Origin of the sequence: Arthrobacter sp. ERGS1:01 (assembly GCF_001281315.1) — a bacterium.
Taxonomy (GTDB): Bacteria; Actinomycetota; Actinomycetes; order Actinomycetales; family Micrococcaceae; genus Specibacter.
This window is the reverse complement of record NZ_CP012479.1, coordinates 188,580-208,574: the sequence shown is the minus strand read 5'-3', so window position 1 is coordinate 208,574 and position 19,995 is coordinate 188,580. Positions and strand designations below refer to the sequence as shown.

The 19,995-nt window shown below is 65.4% G+C and carries 24 protein-coding genes; 8 read left to right on the top strand and 16 right to left on the bottom strand.

Going from position 1 to position 19,995, the window contains the following annotated elements:
- Nucleotides 1-192 precede the first annotated feature (192 nt).
- The 3 genes from AL755_RS22290 to AL755_RS23165 are packed head-to-tail and all read left to right on the top strand — an operon-like array spanning nucleotide 193 to nucleotide 2,713.
- The gene (locus AL755_RS22290) at nucleotides 193-1,332 is read left to right on the top strand and encodes an RNA polymerase sigma factor (protein ID WP_082368920.1); all 1,140 of its coding nucleotides are present in this window, start codon (nucleotides 193-195) and stop codon (nucleotides 1,330-1,332) included.
- Nucleotides 1,329-2,009: a hypothetical protein gene (locus AL755_RS04975; protein WP_054010059.1), complete on the top strand. Its 681-nt coding sequence runs from the start codon at nucleotides 1,329-1,331 to the stop codon at nucleotides 2,007-2,009. The genes AL755_RS22290 and AL755_RS04975 overlap by 4 nt, the downstream gene beginning before the upstream one ends.
- 8 nt (nucleotides 2,010-2,017) lie before the next feature.
- On the top strand, nucleotides 2,018-2,713 hold the full coding sequence (locus tag AL755_RS23165; RefSeq protein WP_150117042.1) for a hypothetical protein: 696 nt from the start codon (nucleotides 2,018-2,020) through the stop codon (nucleotides 2,711-2,713).
- Nucleotides 2,714-2,744: 31 nt separating this feature from the next.
- Here the strand turns inward: AL755_RS23165 and AL755_RS22285 are convergent, their stop codons facing one another.
- From AL755_RS22285 to AL755_RS04950, 5 genes are read right to left on the bottom strand one after another with little or no spacing between them, the layout of a single operon-like run.
- Nucleotides 2,745-3,311 carry a YbhB/YbcL family Raf kinase inhibitor-like protein gene (locus AL755_RS22285; protein WP_160318856.1) on the bottom strand — a complete coding sequence of 189 codons (567 nt, stop codon included), beginning with the start codon at nucleotides 3,309-3,311 and terminating at the stop codon, nucleotides 2,745-2,747.
- 47 nt (nucleotides 3,312-3,358) lie between these two features.
- Nucleotides 3,359-4,003: a hypothetical protein gene (locus AL755_RS23960; RefSeq protein ID WP_237762593.1), complete on the bottom strand. Its 645-nt coding sequence runs from the start codon at nucleotides 4,001-4,003 to the stop codon at nucleotides 3,359-3,361.
- Nucleotides 3,943-4,386 (bottom strand): LD-carboxypeptidase, encoded by a 444-nt coding sequence (locus AL755_RS23955; RefSeq protein ID WP_237762592.1) that lies wholly within the window; start codon nucleotides 4,384-4,386, stop codon nucleotides 3,943-3,945. The genes AL755_RS23960 and AL755_RS23955 overlap by 61 nt, the downstream gene beginning before the upstream one ends.
- 56 nt (nucleotides 4,387-4,442) lie before the next feature.
- Nucleotides 4,443-5,054, bottom strand: a complete 612-nt coding sequence (locus AL755_RS04955; protein WP_054010056.1) for a glyoxalase — start codon at nucleotides 5,052-5,054, stop codon at nucleotides 4,443-4,445.
- A gap of 60 nt (nucleotides 5,055-5,114) precedes the next feature.
- Complete coding sequence (locus AL755_RS04950; RefSeq protein WP_054010055.1) at nucleotides 5,115-5,870, bottom strand: SDR family NAD(P)-dependent oxidoreductase; 756 nt, start codon at nucleotides 5,868-5,870, stop codon at nucleotides 5,115-5,117.
- Nucleotides 5,871-5,995: 125 nt separating this feature from the next.
- Here AL755_RS04950 and AL755_RS04945 point away from each other — a divergent pair, with 125 nt between their 5' ends.
- The gene (locus AL755_RS04945; RefSeq protein WP_054010054.1) at nucleotides 5,996-6,640 is read left to right on the top strand and encodes a maleylpyruvate isomerase family mycothiol-dependent enzyme; all 645 of its coding nucleotides are present in this window, start codon (nucleotides 5,996-5,998) and stop codon (nucleotides 6,638-6,640) included.
- A gap of 11 nt (nucleotides 6,641-6,651) precedes the next feature.
- Here AL755_RS04945 and AL755_RS04940 read toward each other — a convergent pair whose 3' ends face one another.
- On the bottom strand, nucleotides 6,652-7,503 hold the full coding sequence (locus AL755_RS04940) for a class I SAM-dependent methyltransferase (RefSeq protein ID WP_054010053.1): 852 nt from the start codon (nucleotides 7,501-7,503) through the stop codon (nucleotides 6,652-6,654).
- Between the two features lie 160 nt (nucleotides 7,504-7,663).
- Between AL755_RS04940 and AL755_RS04935 the strand changes: the two genes are divergently transcribed.
- The 3 genes from AL755_RS04935 to AL755_RS04920 all read left to right on the top strand — a co-directional run bounded on the left by AL755_RS04935 (nucleotide 7,664) and on the right by AL755_RS04920 (nucleotide 9,751).
- A complete protein-coding gene (locus AL755_RS04935) occupies nucleotides 7,664-8,326 on the top strand; it encodes a hypothetical protein (RefSeq protein ID WP_150117041.1) in 663 nt (220 codons plus the stop codon).
- A gap of 2 nt (nucleotides 8,327-8,328) precedes the next feature.
- A complete protein-coding gene (locus tag AL755_RS04930; protein WP_054010051.1) occupies nucleotides 8,329-8,613 on the top strand; it encodes a helix-turn-helix domain-containing protein in 285 nt (94 codons plus the stop codon).
- A gap of 289 nt (nucleotides 8,614-8,902) precedes the next feature.
- Nucleotides 8,903-9,751, top strand: a complete 849-nt coding sequence (locus AL755_RS04920) for an SDR family oxidoreductase (RefSeq protein WP_054010049.1) — start codon at nucleotides 8,903-8,905, stop codon at nucleotides 9,749-9,751.
- Nucleotides 9,752-9,769: 18 nt separating this feature from the next.
- On the opposite strand, the gene AL755_RS04915 is transcribed toward AL755_RS04920, so the two are convergent.
- The 3 genes from AL755_RS04915 to speB all read right to left on the bottom strand — a co-directional run bounded on the left by AL755_RS04915 (nucleotide 9,770) and on the right by speB (nucleotide 13,354).
- The gene (locus tag AL755_RS04915; RefSeq protein ID WP_054012867.1) at nucleotides 9,770-10,405 is read right to left on the bottom strand and encodes a CG0192-related protein; all 636 of its coding nucleotides are present in this window, start codon (nucleotides 10,403-10,405) and stop codon (nucleotides 9,770-9,772) included.
- A 163-nt stretch (nucleotides 10,406-10,568) separates the two neighbouring features.
- Complete coding sequence (locus tag AL755_RS04910) at nucleotides 10,569-12,263, bottom strand: thiamine pyrophosphate-binding protein (protein WP_054010048.1); 1,695 nt, start codon at nucleotides 12,261-12,263, stop codon at nucleotides 10,569-10,571.
- A complete protein-coding gene (speB, locus tag AL755_RS04905) occupies nucleotides 12,260-13,354 on the bottom strand; it encodes an agmatinase (RefSeq protein ID WP_054012866.1) in 1,095 nt (364 codons plus the stop codon). The genes AL755_RS04910 and speB overlap by 4 nt, the downstream gene beginning before the upstream one ends.
- A 253-nt stretch (nucleotides 13,355-13,607) precedes the next feature.
- Between speB and AL755_RS04900 the strand changes: the two genes are divergently transcribed.
- Nucleotides 13,608-15,587, top strand: a complete 1,980-nt coding sequence (locus tag AL755_RS04900) for an APC family permease (protein ID WP_054010047.1) — start codon at nucleotides 13,608-13,610, stop codon at nucleotides 15,585-15,587.
- A 44-nt stretch (nucleotides 15,588-15,631) separates the two neighbouring features.
- Here AL755_RS04900 and AL755_RS04895 read toward each other — a convergent pair whose 3' ends face one another.
- The 7 genes from AL755_RS04895 to AL755_RS04870 form a co-directional block, all read right to left on the bottom strand.
- Nucleotides 15,632-15,892 carry a ferredoxin gene (locus tag AL755_RS04895; protein ID WP_054010046.1) on the bottom strand — a complete coding sequence of 87 codons (261 nt, stop codon included), beginning with the start codon at nucleotides 15,890-15,892 and terminating at the stop codon, nucleotides 15,632-15,634.
- Nucleotides 15,889-17,172 (bottom strand): NADH-ubiquinone oxidoreductase-F iron-sulfur binding region domain-containing protein, encoded by a 1,284-nt coding sequence (locus AL755_RS04890; protein WP_054010045.1) that lies wholly within the window; start codon nucleotides 17,170-17,172, stop codon nucleotides 15,889-15,891. Before AL755_RS04890 ends, AL755_RS04895 begins: the two co-directional genes overlap by 4 nt.
- Nucleotides 17,169-17,567: a ferric reductase-like transmembrane domain-containing protein gene (locus tag AL755_RS04885; protein WP_237762591.1), complete on the bottom strand. Its 399-nt coding sequence runs from the start codon at nucleotides 17,565-17,567 to the stop codon at nucleotides 17,169-17,171. The genes AL755_RS04890 and AL755_RS04885 overlap by 4 nt, the downstream gene beginning before the upstream one ends.
- Nucleotides 17,558-17,725, bottom strand: a complete 168-nt coding sequence (locus AL755_RS23950; RefSeq protein ID WP_237762590.1) for a hypothetical protein — start codon at nucleotides 17,723-17,725, stop codon at nucleotides 17,558-17,560. Before AL755_RS23950 ends, AL755_RS04885 begins: the two co-directional genes overlap by 10 nt.
- Entirely contained in the window at nucleotides 17,718-18,731 is a 1,014-nt protein-coding gene (locus tag AL755_RS04880) for an FAD:protein FMN transferase (RefSeq protein WP_054010044.1), read from the bottom strand. Before AL755_RS04880 ends, AL755_RS23950 begins: the two co-directional genes overlap by 8 nt.
- Nucleotides 18,732-18,733: 2 nt before the next feature.
- Nucleotides 18,734-19,090, bottom strand: a complete 357-nt coding sequence (locus AL755_RS23590; RefSeq protein WP_192841649.1) for a hypothetical protein — start codon at nucleotides 19,088-19,090, stop codon at nucleotides 18,734-18,736.
- Between the two features lie 127 nt (nucleotides 19,091-19,217).
- A complete protein-coding gene (locus AL755_RS04870; RefSeq protein ID WP_054010042.1) occupies nucleotides 19,218-19,802 on the bottom strand; it encodes a cupin domain-containing protein in 585 nt (194 codons plus the stop codon).
- Nucleotides 19,803-19,995: the final 193 nt, after the last annotated feature.

The window sequence follows — 19,995 nt, the reverse complement described above, 5'->3', positions numbered from 1 at the left end:
GATTCCGGACTCCTGGACTTTCCACGTATTGACGACACCTACAGACGTCAAGGTCCCTCCACAGGAGATAGTGACCGGAACACTGACAGGTTCGATGCCCGAGTACTGGACGAACGCGCCCACTTGTTTTGCGCCGTCGAGAGGGTCAAGAACACTATTGATACCCCGGTTGCCCCTTCCGCGGAGTACCCAATGGCTTCGCCGATGCGATCGTTGAAGCGTGAGGTTGCGGGACCGCCGCCGTCCCAGCTGATGAGAACCGTGGCCGGATCGTTAAGCAGGACACTGGTTTCGGTGCTTCCGGGCGTGTTGATCGTAAGGGCTCCGGCGACAAGCTTCGCTGCTTCTTTGGAAGGCTTCCCCGGCTTGATTACCGGGTCCATGCAGCTGTCCCACGCAAGTGCATCATTCGCAGTCGCCGTCGATTTCGTTGTGGCCGGGGCTTTCGAAGAATGTGGCCCGTCTGTCTCCGGACCAATGGGAGTGCAGGCCGCCAGGGGCGAGGATGCGACCACCAAGGAAATGATCAATTTCAGTGGTGTCTCCTTGAGGCCAAAAACCATTGCCATTCTTACTCCCCGAGAAATTGGTGATGCCGAAATCCAGATTCTGCCAGAAAGTCACGGCCGGCGGGGACCCGCTACAAAATGCTTTTCGACGAGTGGAATGCCTCAGGAGAAATCTTTCGTGGTTCGGGAACTTATTCATTGGTCGTGGACACTACTAAGTATGAAACTAATGGGGGATAGCGACTTTGTGCTGTGGGGGCGGTGTGCTCAAGGGGATTCAGACGCCCTTGGTGCGCTGTTCGACAGGCATGCAGATGCCTTGTTCAGATATGCGCTCAGTAGGACACGGTCGTGGCATGACGCCGAAGAGTTGGTCTCGCTGACTTTCCTTGAGGCGTGGCGGCAACGTACCAAGCTCAAGTTGGAACGGGACTCGCTTCTGCCGTGGCTTCTGGGTGTGGCGACCAATGTTGACCGGAATCGGGCACGCTCACAACGCCGTCACGAACAATTCCTCACCCGCCTGCCGCATTCGGAACACGGCGCTGACCATGCAGCGGAAATTGCTGAGCGCCTGGACGCTGAAGCAGAGGTTAGCCGCTTGCTCGGGGGTGCGGCCGGACTGACCGCCGGTGAGCGAGATGCTGTGATTCTTTGTTTCATGAACGGTTACAGCTACGAAGAAACAGCCGCCGTCTTGAGAGTAAGGATCGGCACTGTCCGGTCACGACTGAGCCGGGCCAGGAAAAAGCTCGTGCTGGCGGCGCCGCATTTGGCTCCCGCGGAACGGTTGAACACACCCTTTGAATCGAGGATTTCATGAATCTCTCCGACATTGAGTACCCCGCCCAGACCAGGCAATCTGTCCGGAACCTCCTCGTGGGCGAAGCCCGCCGGACCGCCAAGCCGGCGAAGCGCTGGAAGACCCCATTGGTCATCTCCGTCGCGGGCCTCGCCCTGGCCGGGACGACGGCGGCCGGAATCTACGTGGCCACCAAACCCGTTGACGACACGCGAGACATTCGCTGCTACTACCTGGCAGATCTGACCACCGAGCATCCGGTACCGGAGGATCCGTCGGTGAAAATGCCTCCCTACATCACGACAGGGATCATGGAGGTCGGCTTCGATGCGAAAAACAACCCGAACCCCGACGATCCAAATGCGGGGATGCTCCAAGTTCAGGATCCAGTGAAGATTTGCGCCGATCTCTGGGACACCGGCAACATGAACCCGAACGGAATCACCGACAGCCTCATTCCCATGGGATTCGCCCCACCAAAACCGGTGATGGTCGAATCTGACCCCAGGGATCGTGACCCAGATGGTAATCCATTCCCTCCACAATTAGTCACCAACGTCCCCGGTCACTACATTCCGCCTTTAGTCGAATGCGTGGTCGGCAAAAATGTCGCCGTCATCCCCGGGCCCCCGGAAACTTGCGCGAAATTGGGCATCCCCGCCCTGGAAAAAAGTTCATCACCTGCAGTGAAGAAATAGAGGAAACCATGAAGAAACCATCAAGAATTCTCTCCATAGCTGCACTCACCTGCGCAGCCGGGACGGTCGCGGCAACAGCGACTCTGACACTCGGGATGGGGGCCGGGACACCGACTGCTCAGGCCGCGGAGACTCATACGCCCTCGAGCAAAACCGCATACGAGATCACTACCGAAACGGTGGCAAAGATCGATCGCTCAACCCCACCAACGGGAAGTGTTTTCGCAACCGTCAACGACAAACGGGACATCCGTTGCTACTTCCTGGCCGATCTAACCACTGAGCATCCGGGACCGGAGGGTCAGACGGTGAAGATTCCTCCCTACATCACGTCCGGCATCATGGAAGTTGGTTTTGACGCGAAGAACAACCCGAACCCGGATGACGAAAACGCCGGTATGGTCCAGGTTAAGGACCCGGTACGAATCTGCGCCAGGATGTGGGACACCGGAGACATGAACCCGAACGGAATCACAAACAGCCTCATCCCCCAAGGCTTCGTGTCACCAAAACCGGTCATGCTCGAGTCTGATCCCCGAGACCGAGACCCAAATGGCAAGCCATTCCCCGCCCAACTGGTCACCAACGTCCCGGGCCACTACATCCCGCCGCTGGCTGAATGCGTCATCGACAACACCGTCGCCGTCATCCCCGGTGCCAGCAACGTCTGCGCAAAGCTGGGCTTGCCAGTCCTCCAGAGGTAGGACCGACGAATTGCTTGCCCAGAGACGGAAGTTAGCGGATCTCGTAGGTACCGTCGAGCCGGGCACGTCCGAGGAGGTGCCTGGTCATGGCCGCGAGCGTATCGGTGAGCGTGAACTTTTCGGGCAGCTCGAGTTGCCGGTCCAGGGCGAAGAGTTGGAAGACATATGAGTGGGGGCCGTGGGAGCGGACCGGCATGGGGCCGGCCCAACCGCGGCGACCGATGGCGCCCCGGCCAAGTTTGAGCCCGACGATGGGGCTCGGACTGGCCAGTGCGTTCTCGGGAATCCCGGTCAGTGATGGATCGATGCCCCGGACCAGTGCATGCGTGGCAGGCGCGCCGAAAGGGACGTCGGGGTCCTGCACAAGGAGTACCAGCTCCTCGGTGGGACCCGGCGGCTGTGTCCAGCTGACTTCCGGTGAGATGTTGGGCCGGAAGATTCGCCCGCGGTGCAGTTCGGGGATTGGCATGCCGTGCTCAAATGCAGTGCTGGTGAGCGTCATGTTCTCGGGTGCTTGGAGATCGGCGCGTGCCCAAGCGAGCATATGGTGGCCGGCGCGTCGCTTGCGCAGGGCAATACCGAGAGGATTTGCGGGCATGGTTTCACACTTTCGGGTTCGGTTCGTGGTGCAGCTGGCGGTCCAGCTCACCGCAACGTTTGCTCTAAGTACTGAACGTCCTCGTTGAACACAAGGTGCCCCAGCGCTCCATTGACGATGGGCAGCTGCGGCGGCACGTGGCCGCATTCAACGTTGCCGATGATGGGTACGCCCAAGGATCCGAGCGCGTCGAGAACCGCGCCGTGTTGCGTGAGCGTCGGAGAGTCCGGTGCGCCCGTGCGGCCCACCAGCACGGCCTGGGCGCCGTCGAAAAACCCGGCCAGTCGCATGCCGTGAAGATGCCGGCAGATGGTGGTTGCGTCGACCCCGGACGCTTCGACGTAGACAATCAACGCACCATCTGAACCCTCGCGCAGGGGCGCGGCGTCGAGATAGCGGGTGCCCGCAAGGTTCACCAGCGTCTCGATGCACCCTCCGATCAATCGACCCCGAACGCTCACGGGATCCTGGCCGCGATCAAGGCGCACCCACCCGCCGTCGCCGTTCCAGGAGTGTTCGGTGACGTCGGGCGTCCGTTCCCAGTCATCCCAATCATTGACGCGGTACTTTCCCGGCGAGGACTGCCGGAAGAACGAGCCGGCCCGCAGGGATGCGATGTCGATCCAGGACATCAGCGGTTCGGGAACGTCGTAGGGGGTATCCAGGAGATTGCTGCCGTGGAGCGTCGCCACCCCGTTCGGAGCGTGATGGGCGCTAGCAGGGTTGAAATGTCCGAGTAGCCGATGAACCAGGTCGGTTCGGCCTGGGCCAGCGCGTCGAGGTCCAGGTGCGGGATGAGGTCAATGGCCGTCACCCCGCCCCAGGGAGGGATGACCGCCCGAATTCCCGGGTCCAGGAGCATTCGCATCAGTTCCGCCGCCCGCTCTTCGACGGGTGCGCTGGTGTGCCCCGCACCATCCATGCAGTCACCGATTTCGACGACGAATCCGCGTTCGCGAAGGGCCTGCACGGCAAAGTTCAGGCGGCCCCGTAGCGTTTCACCTACTCCGCTCGACGGCGACGTCACGGCGATGGTGTCGCCCGGAGCCAGGGGACGGGGGAATCGGATTTCCATGAATTCATACTTGCACGCGTCAAGGCGCGCCCCGGACACACCCCCCTCCCAGGCTCCTACGACACTGCGCTCTCCCAGCTAAACCCATCCGGGTCGGAGAAAGCTCCGGAGCTGCTGCCAAGGACGAGCCGGTGCGAGCCCGTGCCTTCGGGAGCGACGCCGGCATCCTTGGCGAGGGCTGCCGGTCCATAGAGCGCCAGCTTCACGGGGCTCGACGGCATGGCGAACTCGACGTACTTGCCGAAGCTCTTCCCTACCCTGAGACCCCGATCGAGGTAGAACTTCTTGCTCGCCGAAACGTCCGCGGCCGCCAGGAGCACCACGATTTGTTCGACCTGGCGGGTGGCCGGGCCGGTTTCCTTCTTCGCCGACGTCGCCACCTTCCAGATGGCGCCGTCCGGAGCCTGGACGACTCCCCCGTAACCCCACAACGACTTCTTGACGGGCTTCAGGACGGTCGCGCCGGCGTCGACGGCTGAATCGACCAGTGCGGTGACGGTGGAGGGCTGCGAGACGATCAGCGAGACAGTAAAGCCACGGAAGCCCGTGGTCGGGGCTTCGGATGCGCGCAGCCGCAGTTCGGTGCCCAGCCCAAAGGCTGCGGCGTAGAAGCGTTCGGCGGAAGCGACGTCGGGCACTTCCAAGGTGAGGGATTCAATGGTTGTCATGGCAGCAACGCTAGTTGGCGGCCCGGCACGGCGCTTCTCGAATCCTGCTCGAAGCGTGGGTCACCATGGAATCGTGGCATTCTCCCATCGCGTAAACGTGCCCGTGGGGCCGTCGGGGCCGAGCAATGCGACCCGCACCACCTCCCGGGACCCGTCCTCGACGGAATCGGTGCCGGCGAAGCCGTTGAGGTTGGTACTGGTGAATCCCGGCGAAACCAGGTTGACCTTGATGTCCGTATCCTGCAGCTCGATCATGATCGACAGCGTCACGGCGTTCAGGGCCGCCTTTGACGCCGAATAGATCGGGCCGAACATGGTCCGGTAGGAATAGCCGGGGTCCGCGTTGGTTGCCAGCGAACCGACGCCGCTGGAGACGTTGACGATGCGCGCGTCCGAGGACTTCTTGAGGAGCGGCAGCATGGCCTGGTAGACGGCAAGGACGCCGAAGACGTTGACGTCCCAGACCGCGCGGATTTCATCGAGCGAGGCGTTGCTGGCCTGGGAGGCCGCCATGTACTCCGGCGAGCCCAACACGCGCTGCTGGGTTTGCGCGATGCCGGCGTTGTTGACCAGCAGGTCCAGGTGGCCGATCTCCGATTCGATCCGGGCAGCTGCCGCCGCGATCGACGCCGCATCCGTCACGTCAAGCTGGATTGGAATGGCGCTCGGCCCAATTTCCGCCGCCGCGGCCTCGCCCCGCGCGAAATCGCGCGAACCGAGATACACGGTCAGGCCGTTCGCCACGAGTTCCTTCGCGAGCTGACGGCCGACTCCTTGGTTTGCCCCGGTGACCAGGGCAACGCGTGTGTCAGTCATGGATATCTCCCTTAACGGTTGCTGGGTTCCTTAACAAGTATCGTTAGCTATCGATCGAACAACCAGAGAATTCGCGGGCTTCTTTTCGACGAAGTCATGCCGAGGGAACAAAGGGACCACACGCTATGGCAAAACCTTCGGACGACATCCTGTGGGCTCTCGCGCATGCCGAAAGGGCTGCGTTGGCGGAAGATTTGGAGGGGCTCAGCACGGAGCAGTGGCACCACGAGACCTTGTGCGGACAGTGGGACGTTGAGCACGTCGTCGCCCATCTGACCGCCGCAGCCAGCACGAACCAGTCGCAGTGGCTGCGCAGCATGCTCGGCGCGCGTTTCCGGCCTGCCGTGCACAACCAGCGGCGTCTCCAGGAGCGCCTCGGAGCCACCCCGGCCGAGACGCTGGAGCGGTTTCGCGCCGTCATCCGCAGCAAGATTGCACCGACCTCCGACACCCCGGCCTATCTGGGCGAGGTCCTGGTGCACGCCCAGGACATCCGGCGCCCACTGGGGCTTGCACACCTCCCGAGCGTGGATGCCCTGACGCCCGTCGCGGAGTTCTTTGCGCAACGCAACTTCGCGGTGCCGAGCCGTTCACGTGCTGCCGGGCTTCAGTTGCAGGCCGACGACGGCCCCTTCGCGGCGGGCACGGGACCGCTGGTGACCGGGCCAACCCTGGCCCTGGTGATGGCGATGGCCGGACGCGGCGCCTACCTTGGGGACTTGCAGGGCCCCGGCGTGGCGACCCTGCGCTCACGCATCGAAGGCAGCTAGGCCGGCTTCGACTATTTGCCTGCCTTCAGGGCAACGATCGTGTAGGTACACGGCACAAGATCCCGTTCGGATTCCGGCCAGGCAAAACCGTCCGCTTCCTCGATCATCCGCGGCGCGAACTTCCAGGGCAGCGTCCTGCCCTCGTCGAGGCGAAGAATCTGCAGCCCCGCCCCAATCAGGGAGTTGATGATTTCGGAGAGCGGATGCGCCCATTGATACGTCCTGGAGTGCGCCACCTTGCCGTCGCCGGCGTAGGTCGATTCCTCGTCCCACAGCTGCGCCTGGCCGTTGCCAAAGTACGGGTAGCGAAGTTGCAGGCCGTCTGCATTTTCGTCAAGGGAGTAGAGGGACGGGTGCCCGTCGCGGATGTAGAACACCCCGCCGGCACGCAGCAGCCCGGCCACCTGGGCCGCCCAACGCTCAAGGTCCGGCAGCCAGGTGATGGTCCCAATGCTTGTGTAGACCAGGTCGAAATCGCCGTCGACGGCCGCTCGGGCGTCCAGAACGTCGCTTTCAACCCAGCTCGCGTCCAGGCCCAGCCGTTCGGCCAGTTTGGCTGCTGAGCTGAGCGCTCCCGGTGAAAAGTCGACGCCGGTCACCCGCGCACCCGCACGGACCAGGGACAGCGTGTCGGTGCCGATGTGGCATTGGAGATGGCACACATCAAGGCCGGCGATCGAGGCGTTGGGTAGGAATGGCGCCAAAGCGGCAAGATCGGTCCGGACGACGCGGGTCAAATGGTCGGGATCATCCAGGGCACCGATCGCATACGCCTCCTCGTGCAGGGGAACGCGGTCCTCCCAGTTCTCAAGGTTGGTGGCCCGCGCGGATTCCCACCCGATGTCAATGTGGCTATCAGTCATGCGGCAAGCCTAGGCGGCGCGCATGGGATAAGGCGATCTCCCACACCACGGGCGCCAACAGCCTGCCGACTACCCGGCGTCGGAAGATCCTTGACGAACGCCGCAACACCAAGTAGTTTATCGTTTATCGATACATTGATAAACGATAAGGGGTGACGTTATGCAAACTGTACTCTCAAGCAAACGATCGGTGAATGTGGCGACCAAGACCGGACTTTGGCTGTTGTTGGCCGTGACCGCAGGCGCCGTTCTCGCGGCACTTTTCGATCTGGTCACCACGCTTGCATGGGCGTTTTCCGGGGGCACCAAGATCACGTTGCCCAGTTTGGGGGTAAGCACGGCGGCCGGTTCCGGTGCCAACGTCCTGGGCCCGGAAGTCTATGGGATTGGACCGGGCACCAGCATCGAACTTGTTGTCCAACATATTCCGGGCGACGCACTCGCACTAAATGTCACTGCATCAATTCTCGGAACATTGGCAACCATCATCGTCTGCCTGGCCATCATGGTCGTGAGCTGGCGGCTGGCGCGGTCAGTACCGTTCGCCCGCTCCGTAACGCACACCATGGCCTATGTGGGCGGGCTGCTGGTGCTGATCGGCGTAGTTCGCCCGGTCCTCGAAGGACTGGGCAAGCTCTCCATCGTCAACAGCCTCGATAACGTCCTCACTGTTGACAGCCCCATTGGCCAGGGCAGCCTCGATCACTACATTGTGAATAGCATTGACCTGCTTCCGATTGTCCTGGGAGTAACCCTCCTGCTGTTGACCGCCGTATTTGCCAAGGGTGCCCAACTGCAGCACGACACGGAAGGGCTGGTCTAGTAATGGCGCCGGCCCAGCCATCCGAAGAACAGCTGATCCATTGCCGGCTCGACAGGCTTTTGGAACAACGCAATATGACCCTGACGGATCTGAGCCGGGCTGTGGGGGTCACACTCGCCAACCTTTCAGTCCTCAAGAACGACAGGGCCAAGGCCATCCGCTTCTCGACCCTTGCCGCCATCTGCGAAGTCTTGAAATGCGAGGTCGGCGAATTGCTGGTTGTGGACGCCGTAGCCCCTCCGGGGAGCACCATGGACGCAACTGCCACCGGCAAAGCTCGGGACTGATGCACTTCGTGGCCAAACCGTGCTGTACAGGCCGGGAGCACCCGGATTGACTGGGACCATGGTCCTGTTCGCCCTCCCCGCATCGTGCGTCGTCGCAACTACGGAGTGCAATGACACCGGCGGCGTCACGGTAACCTACCCCGAGGCGCCATGGTTGCTGTTCGCCGTCCTGGCGGTCCTGGCCGCAATCGCGATCATCGCAGCGGTCAGAGTCAGGTGGCGAAGGCAACGGCAGCCAAGGCGCGGAGCCGACCTCGACAAGCCCGCCAACCGGCGATCTAATTGACCCATGAGCCAGCCAACCATCGCCGTCACGGGCGCCACCGGATTTATCGGCGGCCACGCGGCCCGCACACTTGCCGACGCCGGCGTCCCCGCGCGCCTCCTGGTCCGCAATCCTGACAGGGCGCCAAAACTGGCCGCAGCGGAGGTGGCCGTGGCTGCGTTCGGTGACCAGTCCGGCGTCGAGCGGGCCCTTCAGGGAATCCAGACCGTCCTCATGGTCTCCGCGGAGGAGAGCGCCACCAGGCTTGCCGAACACAAATCATTCATCGACGGGGCCGCAGCCGCGGGCGTCCGGCACATCGTGTACACGTCGTTCATGTCCGCGGCACCGGATGCGGTTTTCACGCTGGCCCGGGACCACTTCGCCACGGAAGAGCTGATCAAGGACTCCGGGATGGCATGGACGTTCCTGCGCGACAATTTCTACCTGGACTTCATGTCCCGGATGGTGGGCGACGACGGCGTCATCCGGGGTCCCGCGGGCGAGGGCCGGGCCGCGCTGGTGTCCCGTGGGGACGTCGCGACCGCGGCAGCCGCGATCCTGCAGAATCCCGACGCCCACGCGGGCCGCAGCTATGAACTGACCGGACCCGAGGCACTGACCATGGGCGAGGTCGCCGAAATCCTCAGTACGGGACTCGGCAGGACCACCACCTTCCACAACGAATCCGTGGCCGAGGCGTATGAGTCCCGGAAAGCATGGGAGGCCCCGCAATGGCAATACGACGCGTGGGTGTCCACCTACACGGCCATCGCCTCCAGGGCCATGGAACACGTGAGCAGTTCCGTTGAGGAGATCACCGGGCACCCACCCCAGTCGCTGGCCGAATTCCTGGCCGGCGCCGAGGACTAGGCGCAAGTTGCCGGGAGGTTAGACCGCCGGCTTCGCGGACGCCAGCTGGACCGGAACGGTTTGGCCGTCCCAGGTTGCGGTCAGGGTCTGCGTGTTCGTGGTGCTCCCGCCAAGGTCGAGGACCCGGAGAACCGACAACTCCAATTCGCCGTCGCTGATGGTTGTCACGCCGCCGGCCGTGGTCACGGACAGCGCACCGGACGGAACGGGAGCGTCGGTGGCCGCGGAAGCTGAACTTTGCACCCGCACGCTCGGCTCACGACGGACGGACTGCCCGTCGACGTCGACCATTTCCTCCGCTTGCGGCCGGCCCGCCACGAGAGCCGCAGCCAGTTCGGCAACATAAACGGGGTCGCCGCACGCGTCATAGACCCAGCGCGTACCCAACACCGAATGTTCCATGGTGCCGATGAGCCACTGCTCGGCGCCCTCAAGCGGCGCACCACGGTACGTGAGCGGGTTTTGCAGCACGGTGTCGCCGGCCGCCACGAGGATGGTTTCCATGCCGACCTCGCCGGCCGGATCGTCAAAGCGGTAGGCGCCCACCTGGTGCAGCGCAGGATCGCCTTCCCGGAACCACGGCTGCGCGGGCAGCCAAACGGACAGCAGTTCCATCTTGTTGGGGCTCAGGGTTGCCTGGTAAATGTGTGCCATGCTGCCCATTCTAGGTGGGCCCGTGGCACCCCGCCGAACGTACATTAGGTGTTGATCCGCGGACTGCGGATCAACACCCAATGTACGTTCGGCACGAAGGCGGGCTGGACCCACGCGCCCGAGGGCCCCACCGCGAGGAACGAGCGCCGGGAGGGCGTGGGGACTAGTCCAGGTGCGTGGGGCCGAACATCTTCAGCAGCACGTCAACGACGACGACGTTGGGCCCGTCCGCCGCGAAGCCCTCCTTGAGCGCGCCCCCGACGTCCTCGGGCTTTACGCGCTTGGCCGGGACTCCGAAGGACTCGGCCAGCTTCACGAAGTCCGGCCGGGCCAGCTCCGTGTGGGTGGCCTTGCCGAAGGTGCCCACCATGTATTCGCGCAGGATGCCGTAGCCGCCGTCGTCCACAATGAGCCAGGTGACCGGGGCATTGTGCTGGCGGGCCGTGGCAAGTTCGGCGATCGAGTACATGGAGGAACCATCACCGGAGACTGCCAGTACCCGGGCGGGCTTTTCGGCACTTTGCAGACCCAACGCGCCGCCGATGGCCGCCGGGAAGCCATAGCCGAGGCCGCCGGCGCCCTGGGCGGAATGGAACTGGCCGTCGCGGGCGTCCCAGCAGCTCCAGCCCCAGTAGGCCGAAATGGTCATGTCCCAGAACGTCTGCATGTCCGCGGGGACTGCCTCGCGGATGTCCGCCATGAACTTCCGTTCCAGCGTAAGGTCCTGGCCGTCGAGGCGGGCTTGCACCTTGGCGAGCGTCTCCGCGACCACTGCCTGCGGCGTGGCGCCGTGCCAGTTGGCCCGGTCACCGTGCGGTTCGGTCAGCGAGGCGTCCAACATGCTGAGTGCCTGGCCGGCGTCGGCCCGGATGCCCAGGGCGGGCCGGTTGGATTCCAGGACGCGGGGTTCGGCGTCGATCTGGATGATGCGCCCGCGCGGCTCCATGGTGAAGTAGTTGCTGGCCACCTCGCCCAGCGACGAGCCGATGACCACGAGCACGTCGGCGTCTTCGAGGACCTCGGTGACGTACCGGTCCTCCATCCACGACTGCAGCGAGAGTTCATGGTTCCAGGGGAAGGCGCCGTTGCCGCCGGGGGTGCTCACCACGGGGGCGTTGAGCTTCTCGGCGATGGAGAGCAGCGAGGCCTCGGCCCGGCCGCGTCGCACGCCGCCACCGGCCACGATGGCGGGGCGTTCGGCGGCGGAGAGCCACTTGACGGCCTCGCGCACCAGTTCCACGCGCGGCGGGTTGTCGAACGGCTCGGCCAGGGCGTCCTCGACGGCGGGCACAAAGATGGGATCCAGCAGCACGTTCTGCGGCACCTCGACCCAAACCGGTCCCTGCGGCGAGGACACAGCCTCGGTCCAGGCATCCTGGATCGCGGAAGGAATGCCGGAAGCGTGCTGGATGAGCCGCTGGCTCTTGGTGACGTTGGCGGCGGAGGCCTTCTGGTCATCGAGCTGGTGCAGCATGCCCTTGCGCCGGGCGCCTAGCCCTTCCAGCGGGATCTGGCTGGCCACCACGATCATCGGCACGCCGGTGGCGTACGCTTCCTGCAGTCCGGCCAGGGCCGTCAGCGCGCCGGGGCCCGTGGACAGGAACAGCACACCCACCTCGCCCGTGGCGCGGGAGTAGCCGTCCGCGGCAAATGCGGAGTTGTTCTCCACGCGGGAGGACACGAAGTGCAGGGGTGAACGGCTCAGCGCGTCGAAGAGGCCCAGCGCGTGCTGGCCGGGGATGCCGAAAACGGTTTTGGCGCCCAGCGCGGCCAGGGTCTCGACGACGAGGTCCCCGCCGTTGCGCTGGACGGCAGCCTCTGAGGCGGCCTCGGCAACCGGGTTTTGCAGATCCGTCATTTGGCGCCGTCCTTGGTCTCGACAGGCTCGACCACCGCGGGTGCGAAGCCGGCGGTGCGGCGGTGCGGTTCGGCGTCGAGGGCCTGCGCGGCGTAGCCGTTCGGGGTGCCGAAGCGGTCGCCGGCAACGTGGTTGTCGGCCATCAGGGTGACGAGTTCAAAGCCCACGTGGCTGGCGGCGACGCCGGTGATTTCGGCGTGGTCGTAGGCCGGGGCCACCTCCACGATGTCGGCGCCAACAAGGTTCATGCCGCGGAATCCGCGAATGATCTCGATCAGCTCGCGGCTCGTGATGCCGCCGGCCTCGGGGGTTCCGGTGCCGGGGGCGTGGGCCGGGTCAAGGACGTCGATGTCCACGGAGATGTAGAGCGGACGGTTGCCGATCCTGTCGCGGATCTTGGCGACGGTTTCCAGCACGCCCTGGTAGTAGACGTCGGCGGAGGTGACGATGCCGAAGCCGAAGCGGTGGTCGTCGTCCAGGTCCTTCTTGCCGTACAGCGGGCCGCGGGTTCCCACGTGGGAGATGGCCTCGGTGTCCAGGATGCCTTCCTCGACGGCGCGGCGGAACGGGGTGCCGTGCGTGTACTCGGCGCCAAAGTAGGTGTCCCAGGTGTCCAGGTGTGCGTCAAAGTGCAGCATGGCCACGGGCTCGCCGGCGCGCTCGGCGGCGGCGCGCAGCAGCGGCAGGGAGATGGTGTGGTCTCCACCGATGGTCAGCAGCTTGGCGCCGCCGGCCGTCAGGTCCAGGGCGTTCGCCTGGATGGTTTCGATGGCCTCGTTGATGTTGAAGGGGTTCACGGCCATGTCGCCGGCGTCGGCCACCTGGCAGTTCTCGAACGGGGAAACATCCCAGGCCGGGTTGTAGGGGCGCAGCAGGCGGGAGGCCTCGCGCACGTGGTTGGCGCCAAAGCGGGCGCCGGGGCGGTAGGAGACCCCACTGTCGAAGGGGACGCCGACGACGGCGACGTCGGCCTTGGCTACCTGGTCCAGGCGCGGCAGGCGCGCATAAGTCGCCGCGCCCGCGTAGCGCGGGATGCGGGAGGAATCGATGGGGCCAAGGTTGCCGTTGGCCTCAATGCGGAGCTCTTTCATGGACGTCCTCGTTTCTTCGCAGTTGACGTGCGTCACACACGGTCATTGGTCACCATCGTACAACCGAAGTTGCCTAATGTGAACCAAAAGTTTCACCATGGATAATTCCAGCCCACTCCAGTCCCTCGTGCACAAATGGGGTGTAAAGATTTCGTCAAGACCGCCTTCACGGGGAAAAACCGGTGTTAGTCTCACTCTGCCGCGACTGTGCAGATTTGACGCACGGGGCGGTTTGGCCGAAAGGAAACCGGACGTGACATCCCTCTCCCATGCACCATCGGAACCGGGGGATCACAAAAAGCCCGCCGGTACCAAGGCCCTGCGCCAATGGTTGATGCAAGGCATGCCGGAAAGCTCGGGCAAGCGCCAGGGACCCCACGGCCGCCCCGATCCCGGACACAAGCGGCACGCCTGGTGGCGCGTCATGTGCCTGACCGGTTTGGACTACTTTTCCACCCTGGGCTACCAGCCCGCCATCGCCGCCCTCGCGGCCGGCGTCCTGGCCCCGCTGGCCACGATCGTCCTGGTCATCGTGACCCTTTTCGGTGCACTGCCCGTGTACCGCCGCGTGGCCAATGAAAGCCCGCACGGCGCCGGATCCATCGCCATGCTTGAACGCCTGCTGCCCAAATGGTGGGGCAAGTTCTTTGTGCTGGCGCTGCTGGGCTTTGCCGCCACGGACTTCATGATCACCATCACGCTCTCCGCCGCCGACGCCACGGCCCACCTCATCGAAAACCCGTTTGCGCCGAAGTTCCTCGAGGGCCAAAACGTGATCATCACCCTGGTGCTGGTTGCCGCACTGGCCGCCGTGTTCCTGCGCGGCTTCAAGGAAGCCATCGGGATCGCCGTGGTCCTGGTGGGCGTCTACCTTGCCCTCAACCTCGCGGTCATTGCCGTCGCCATGGTCAATGTGGTCCACAGCCCGCTGCTGACCACCGACTGGTGGACGGCGCTGACCACCCAACACGGCAACCCCATCATGGTGATCGCCGTGGCGCTGATCGTCTTTCCGCGCCTTGCTCTTGGCCTGTCCGGATTTGAGACCGGCGTGGCCGTCATGCCGCAGATCCAGGGCGACCCCGGCGAAACCGAGGACAACCCCAAAGGCCGCATCAGGGGCGCCCACCGGCTGCTGACGACGGCGGCGCTCATCATGAGCACCTTCCTCATCACCTCGTCGCTGGCCACCACCATCCTGATCCCGGCCGCGGAATTCCAGCCGGGCGGCGCCGCCAACGGCCGCGCCCTGGCGTTCCTGGCCCACCAACTGCTCGGCGAGGGATTTGGCACGGTCTACGACGTCAGCACCATCGCCATCCTTTGGTTTGCCGGCGCCTCGGCCATGGCCGGGCTGCTGAACCTGGTGCCCCGCTACCTGCCGCGCTTCGGCATGGCCCCCGCGTGGGCCGGGGCCGTACGCCCGCTGGTGCTCGTGTTCTCCGTGGTCGCGGTCATCATCACCCTCGTATTCAAGGCCGACGTCAATGCCCAGGGCGGTGCGTATGCCACCGGCGTGTTGGTCCTGATCACCTCCGCCGCGATTGCCGTGACCCTTTCGGCACGTCGCAAGAAGGAACGCGGGAAGATGATCGGCTTCGGGATCGTCTCCGCGGCGTTCATCTACACGACCGTGCTCAACTCCTTTGAACGCCCCGACGGCCTGAAGATTGCCCTGCTGTTCATCCTCGGCATTGTGGTGGTCAGCCTGCTCTCGCGCGTGCGCCGCGCCTTCGAGCTGCGCGCCACCTACATCCGCATGGACGAGGCCGCCATGAAGTTCGTGGCCGCCCTGGACGAGGGCGCCATCCGGATCATCTCCCACGACCCCAAGACCCGCAACGCGGCGTCGTACCGGCGCAAGCTCAACCATGCGGTGACGGTCAACGAGATGGGCAACCCCCGGGACGTGTTGTTCATGGAGGTCATCGTGGACGACTCCTCCGATTTTGAGACAGCCCTCGAGGTGCGCGGCGTGGTGCGCCACGGCTTCAACATCCTGGAGGTCCACAGCTCCAACGTGCCCAACACGATTGCCGCCGTACTGCTGCACATCCGCGACGCCACGGGCCTGATCCCGCACATCTACTTCCGCTGGACCGAAGGCAACCCGATCTTCAACCTGTTGCGGTTCCTGTTCATTGGTGAAGGCGAGATCGCCCCGGTCACCCGCGAGGTGCTGCGCGAGGCCGAACCCGAACTGACCAAGCGCCCCTGGGTGCACGTGGGCTGATCCCCCGCCCCCCATTGGCCAAGCCGCTGCGGCTCAGCCGGCCGCTAATCCTGTGGCCTGCTGAGCCGCAGCGCCAGCACGGGGCACAGGTTTACGGCGTCGACGGCGGCCGCAATCTCGGCGCCCGTGATCGGCACTGCGCTTTTGTCGGCATCCAAGCGTGCCCGCCCGGGCACGGTGACCGGGTAGCCCCAGTCGTCGCGGGCCAGGGCTTCGGGGAGCAGTTCGGTACACAGCCCGCGGCCGTCGCACCGGGTCCAGTCAATGTGCAGCCGGGCCGCCGGTGCGGCGTTGCGCGTGGTCATCGTGATCCTCCCTCAGCCAGGTGCTGCCCGGCGAGGCACTGCCCGGCCAGGTGCCACGGGACGTCGTCGGCAAACGTTTCCAGGGCGCTGCGGATCAGCTGGACTGTACCGTCGGGGTGGTGGCAGGCGCCCCGGCCAGCCACCAGCTCACCCATGCGCTGCACCTCAGCCACCAAATCGGCGTCCGCCCGGCCGGCGCCGGCACCCGCAGCCAGCCTGCCCATGAGCCCGGCCAGCGCGGGCAGTCCAAACAGGCAGGGGCCGCATTGCCGCGCCGACTCCCCCGCCAAATAACTGACCATGGTGGCCGTCGCGGCCAGCCCGCACCGTCCGTGGCCCAGCACGTGCAGCACTCCCGCGCCGGGCCGGACGCTTTGGGCGGATTGCTCCCCCGCAGCAAGGCGCATTCCAGCGGGCCGCACCCAGCGGCCGTGGAAGCCGCCCACCAAAACCGCGCCAACGGCGTCGGGCCCTACCCCGGCGGACGCCAGCACCGCCTCCAGTGGGGCTCCGCCGGGCACCTCAAGCACCGTCTCCGCGGGGACGTCCCCGGAAATCGACACCAGCCGGGTACCGGGATCAGGCTGCGTCCCCTGCGCCCGGAACCATGCGGCGCCGTAGCGGGCGATCAAAGCCATGTGCGCCCAGCTTTCCACATTGCTCAGCAGCGTGGGCCGGCCCTTGAATCCGGCCTCGCCCAGCCTCGTGGCCATGGTTCGTGGCAGGGCCCGGCCGGTTTCCAGGAAGTTGACGACGGCGCTGGATTGGCCGGCGACGAAGGTATCGGGCGCCTCCACCAGGGTCACCGCCCCGGCGTCGTCACGTTCGGCGAGCGCCGTTGTCACCGGTGCCAGGTTGCCGACGCCCGTGTAGATGAAGATGGTGCGGGCGCCGGTGACCTTTGCGGCGGCCAGCAGCCCGTCGATGACCAGGTGCGGGGCGTTGTGCAGCAGCGTGGCGTCCTTAACGCTCAGCGGCTCCCCTTCGGCGCCGTTGGCGATGAGCACGGGGGTCGAAGCCCGCGGCACGCGCCGGCCCGTTCGCCGGGCACCGGCCAGTAGTGCCATTTTCCGCCACGCCGGGAATGCGGCGCCACCGCGGCCCGAAAGCCCGGATGCCTCCAGTTCCGGCAGGAACGTGGTCTCCAACTCGCGCCACGGCAGCTCCCCGAAGGTGGCGCGGTGCGTCGCATATCCGGCCTGCCCGCCCGCGGCAAAAAGCCGGGTTGCTCCGAGGGCCGGCACGGTCTCATCCACCGGTTCCTCCACCCTCGCGGTCATGGCAGCCTCCCCGTGCGCAGCTTGGCCGTCTCCAGGAACCCCGCCGAGACCCGCCATGCGACGGCGGCCAGCACGGCCACCACCGACACGACGGTCGCGGCGATGACGGGGGCACTGGTTCCGTCGCTGCCGTTGCCCAGCGAGTGGGCCACCGCCACGGGCCACATGGCGTAGCTCAGCCAGTGGACCAGGCGGAATCCGCGTTGCCCCAGGCGTTGCCGGAACATGCTGGTCAGGACGACGGCGGCCAAAAGGTCAAGTGCCACCGTGCCGAGTCCCTGCCAGAACGGTTTGTAACTGCCCAGGAACGGCACCACCACATCCACCGGGTTTAGCCGGGCAAAGGAGTCGAGCATGAGCGAACCCACGTGGAAGACCAGGAAGATCACCGCCATGAGGGAGATGTTGCGGTGAAGCAGGGAGATCGACACCCGGGCAGGGCCGGCAACGGCCGGCCGGAGCGGGTCAGGATGCCCAGGATCAGCGCGACGGTCAGCAACACCATCGAGACAAACCCGCTCACGCGGCCAAAGGCCCACAGTGCGTCATCCACGGCTCACCACCGCCTCTGCCGTCCTGAGCGCGTCCGCCGGGGCCTGGGCGGGCCAGTCGCCCGTCGTGATGACCCTGCCCTGTTGATCAACAAGGCGTGCACTGGAACCCTCGCCGCGCAGCCAGGCAACGGCGGCATGGCCCTTGACGATCGCCGCCGTACTGAACGCGTTGGCGGCGAGCGCGGTGGGTGCAGCCACGGAGACGCTGCGCCACACAGCGTCCACGGGCAGGCCAAAGCGGGGGTCGAGGATGTGGTGCCGCACGGCATGGCCCTGCTGCCAGCGCCGCTTGACGGTGCTTGAGGTGGCCAGCGCACCGCCGGCCGGTACGGCGACCTGCTGGGCGGGGTCGTCCGCCGTGTCCTGGACCAGGATCTGCCAGCGGCCGCCGGCGTCGTCCGGGGCGGGACCGGCCGTGGCGAGGTCGCCGCCCAGGTTGACCAGCACCCCGCAGCCCAGGGCTTCGGCGATGCGCGCCGCCGCCAGGTCGGCTGCAACAGCCTTGGCCGTGGCGCCCAGGTCGATCGTGATGTCGGCCGGGACGGTCAGGAAGCGGCCGTCCAGGCTGATGCGTTCCCACCCAGGCACACTCCGGGCTGGCCGGCATGCCTGCGGCGCAAGGCCAACAGCCCCGGTGGCGGCTCCATTGTCCGGAGCGAGTGCGGCGAAGTCCTTGTCGTATCCCAGCGTGATGAGGTCGTTGCCCAGGGTGGGATCCACGGCGCCGCCGGTCCAGCGGGCCGCGGCCAGCGCCGACTCCATCAGCGTGGCCAGCAGCGGGGACACCGTGGCGCCGTGCACCAGCTCCGCCCGGCGAACGGCCAGTTCCGAATCGTCACGGAAGCGGCTGGCGGCGAGGTCGACGGCGTCGAGCGCGCAGCGCGCCATGCCCACGGCCGCCTGGAGTTGTGCGGGCGCGGTGACCACCAGCGAGGCGTCGAGGCCCCACACCCGCCAGGAGTGCGCGGACCAGCTTTGTTCGCTGAGGTCTCCGAGGCCTGCCATGGTCAGGATCCCGCCGACTGGGAGTGGCTGGAGCCGCCGCTGCCCGAGTAGATGGAGCCGCCCGAATCGCTGGAGCTTCCGGACCCGCTGGAGCTGTTTGAGCTGCCTGAACTGTCCGAACCGCTGGAGCTACCGGAGCTGCTTGAACTGCCGGAACTTTCCGGCGTCGTTGTTGAGGGGCTGGCCGTTGCCGTGCTTGTGGCGGTGGGTGTTGGGGTGCTCTTCACGGTGGAGGTGCCGCGGGAGGCGATGGCTTCGTAGAACCCCGCACTTCCCACACCGGCCACGCCCAGGGTCCCAAACGCCACCACGGTGGTGACCGCTGCTGCGATCTTCTTGCCGTTCCTGCTTGTTCTCATGGCCGGGTTCCACTCTCACGGGCCCACATGGGCTTGGTCTTCTTGACCTTAACAATCCACGTGTTTGCTATGAGTTGGCTTGGAGAAACCCGGAGGCCGCGTAGGGAATTGGCGTGAAGATAAGCGGCTACCCGGCCGAACCGGAGGCCGCGGGCACCAGGATCCACAGCGCCTCGACCGGCGTGGCCGAGCGGTTTTCCCAGGAGTGCGGCTCACGGCCGGGGAAGGACAGGGTGTCGCCGGCCTTGAGGTCGTACGAGTCCTGGGTCATGATCAGGGTCAGTTCGCCGCTGATGATGTGCAGCACGTCGACGTCGCAGTCCACGGCATAAAGTTCGGATTCGCCGCTTCCATAGGGTTCAATCGTGGCGGCCAGGATTTGCAGCCTGCGTTCGGACCGGGCGGTGAGCAGTCGCTCCACGATGCCCTCGCCGCCCAGGGAGATTCGGGGCCCCTCGCCGGCGCGTGTGAGGTGCGTCTCGGGGACCGCGAAAAGGTCGCCGATGGACACGGAGAGAACTTGGCACAACGTCACCAATGACGCGACACTAGGAGAGGTGAGATCGCGCTCAACCCTGCTCAGGAAACCCTTGGTCAGGCCTGTCGCGTCCGCCACGTGCTCAATGGTGAGTCGCTGTGACTGGCGGGCGGCCCGGATTCGCGACCCTATGGCCACCGGCGCCGCACTGGGCTCCACGGGCAACGCTTTCATGTTCGCTCCTTCTGATCGGGCGGATCCGCCCACGGTGACTCTATACGGCGAGCCCGCCAACACTTTCATCTTGACTGTAAGCTCAATCACAGTTTAGCCTAATGGACAACACATGTTGCCTAACGGGCAATTTTTATGGGGAATCTTCCCCACCGCACCCTGGAGACACACGTGAGCCTGAACATTGCAATTG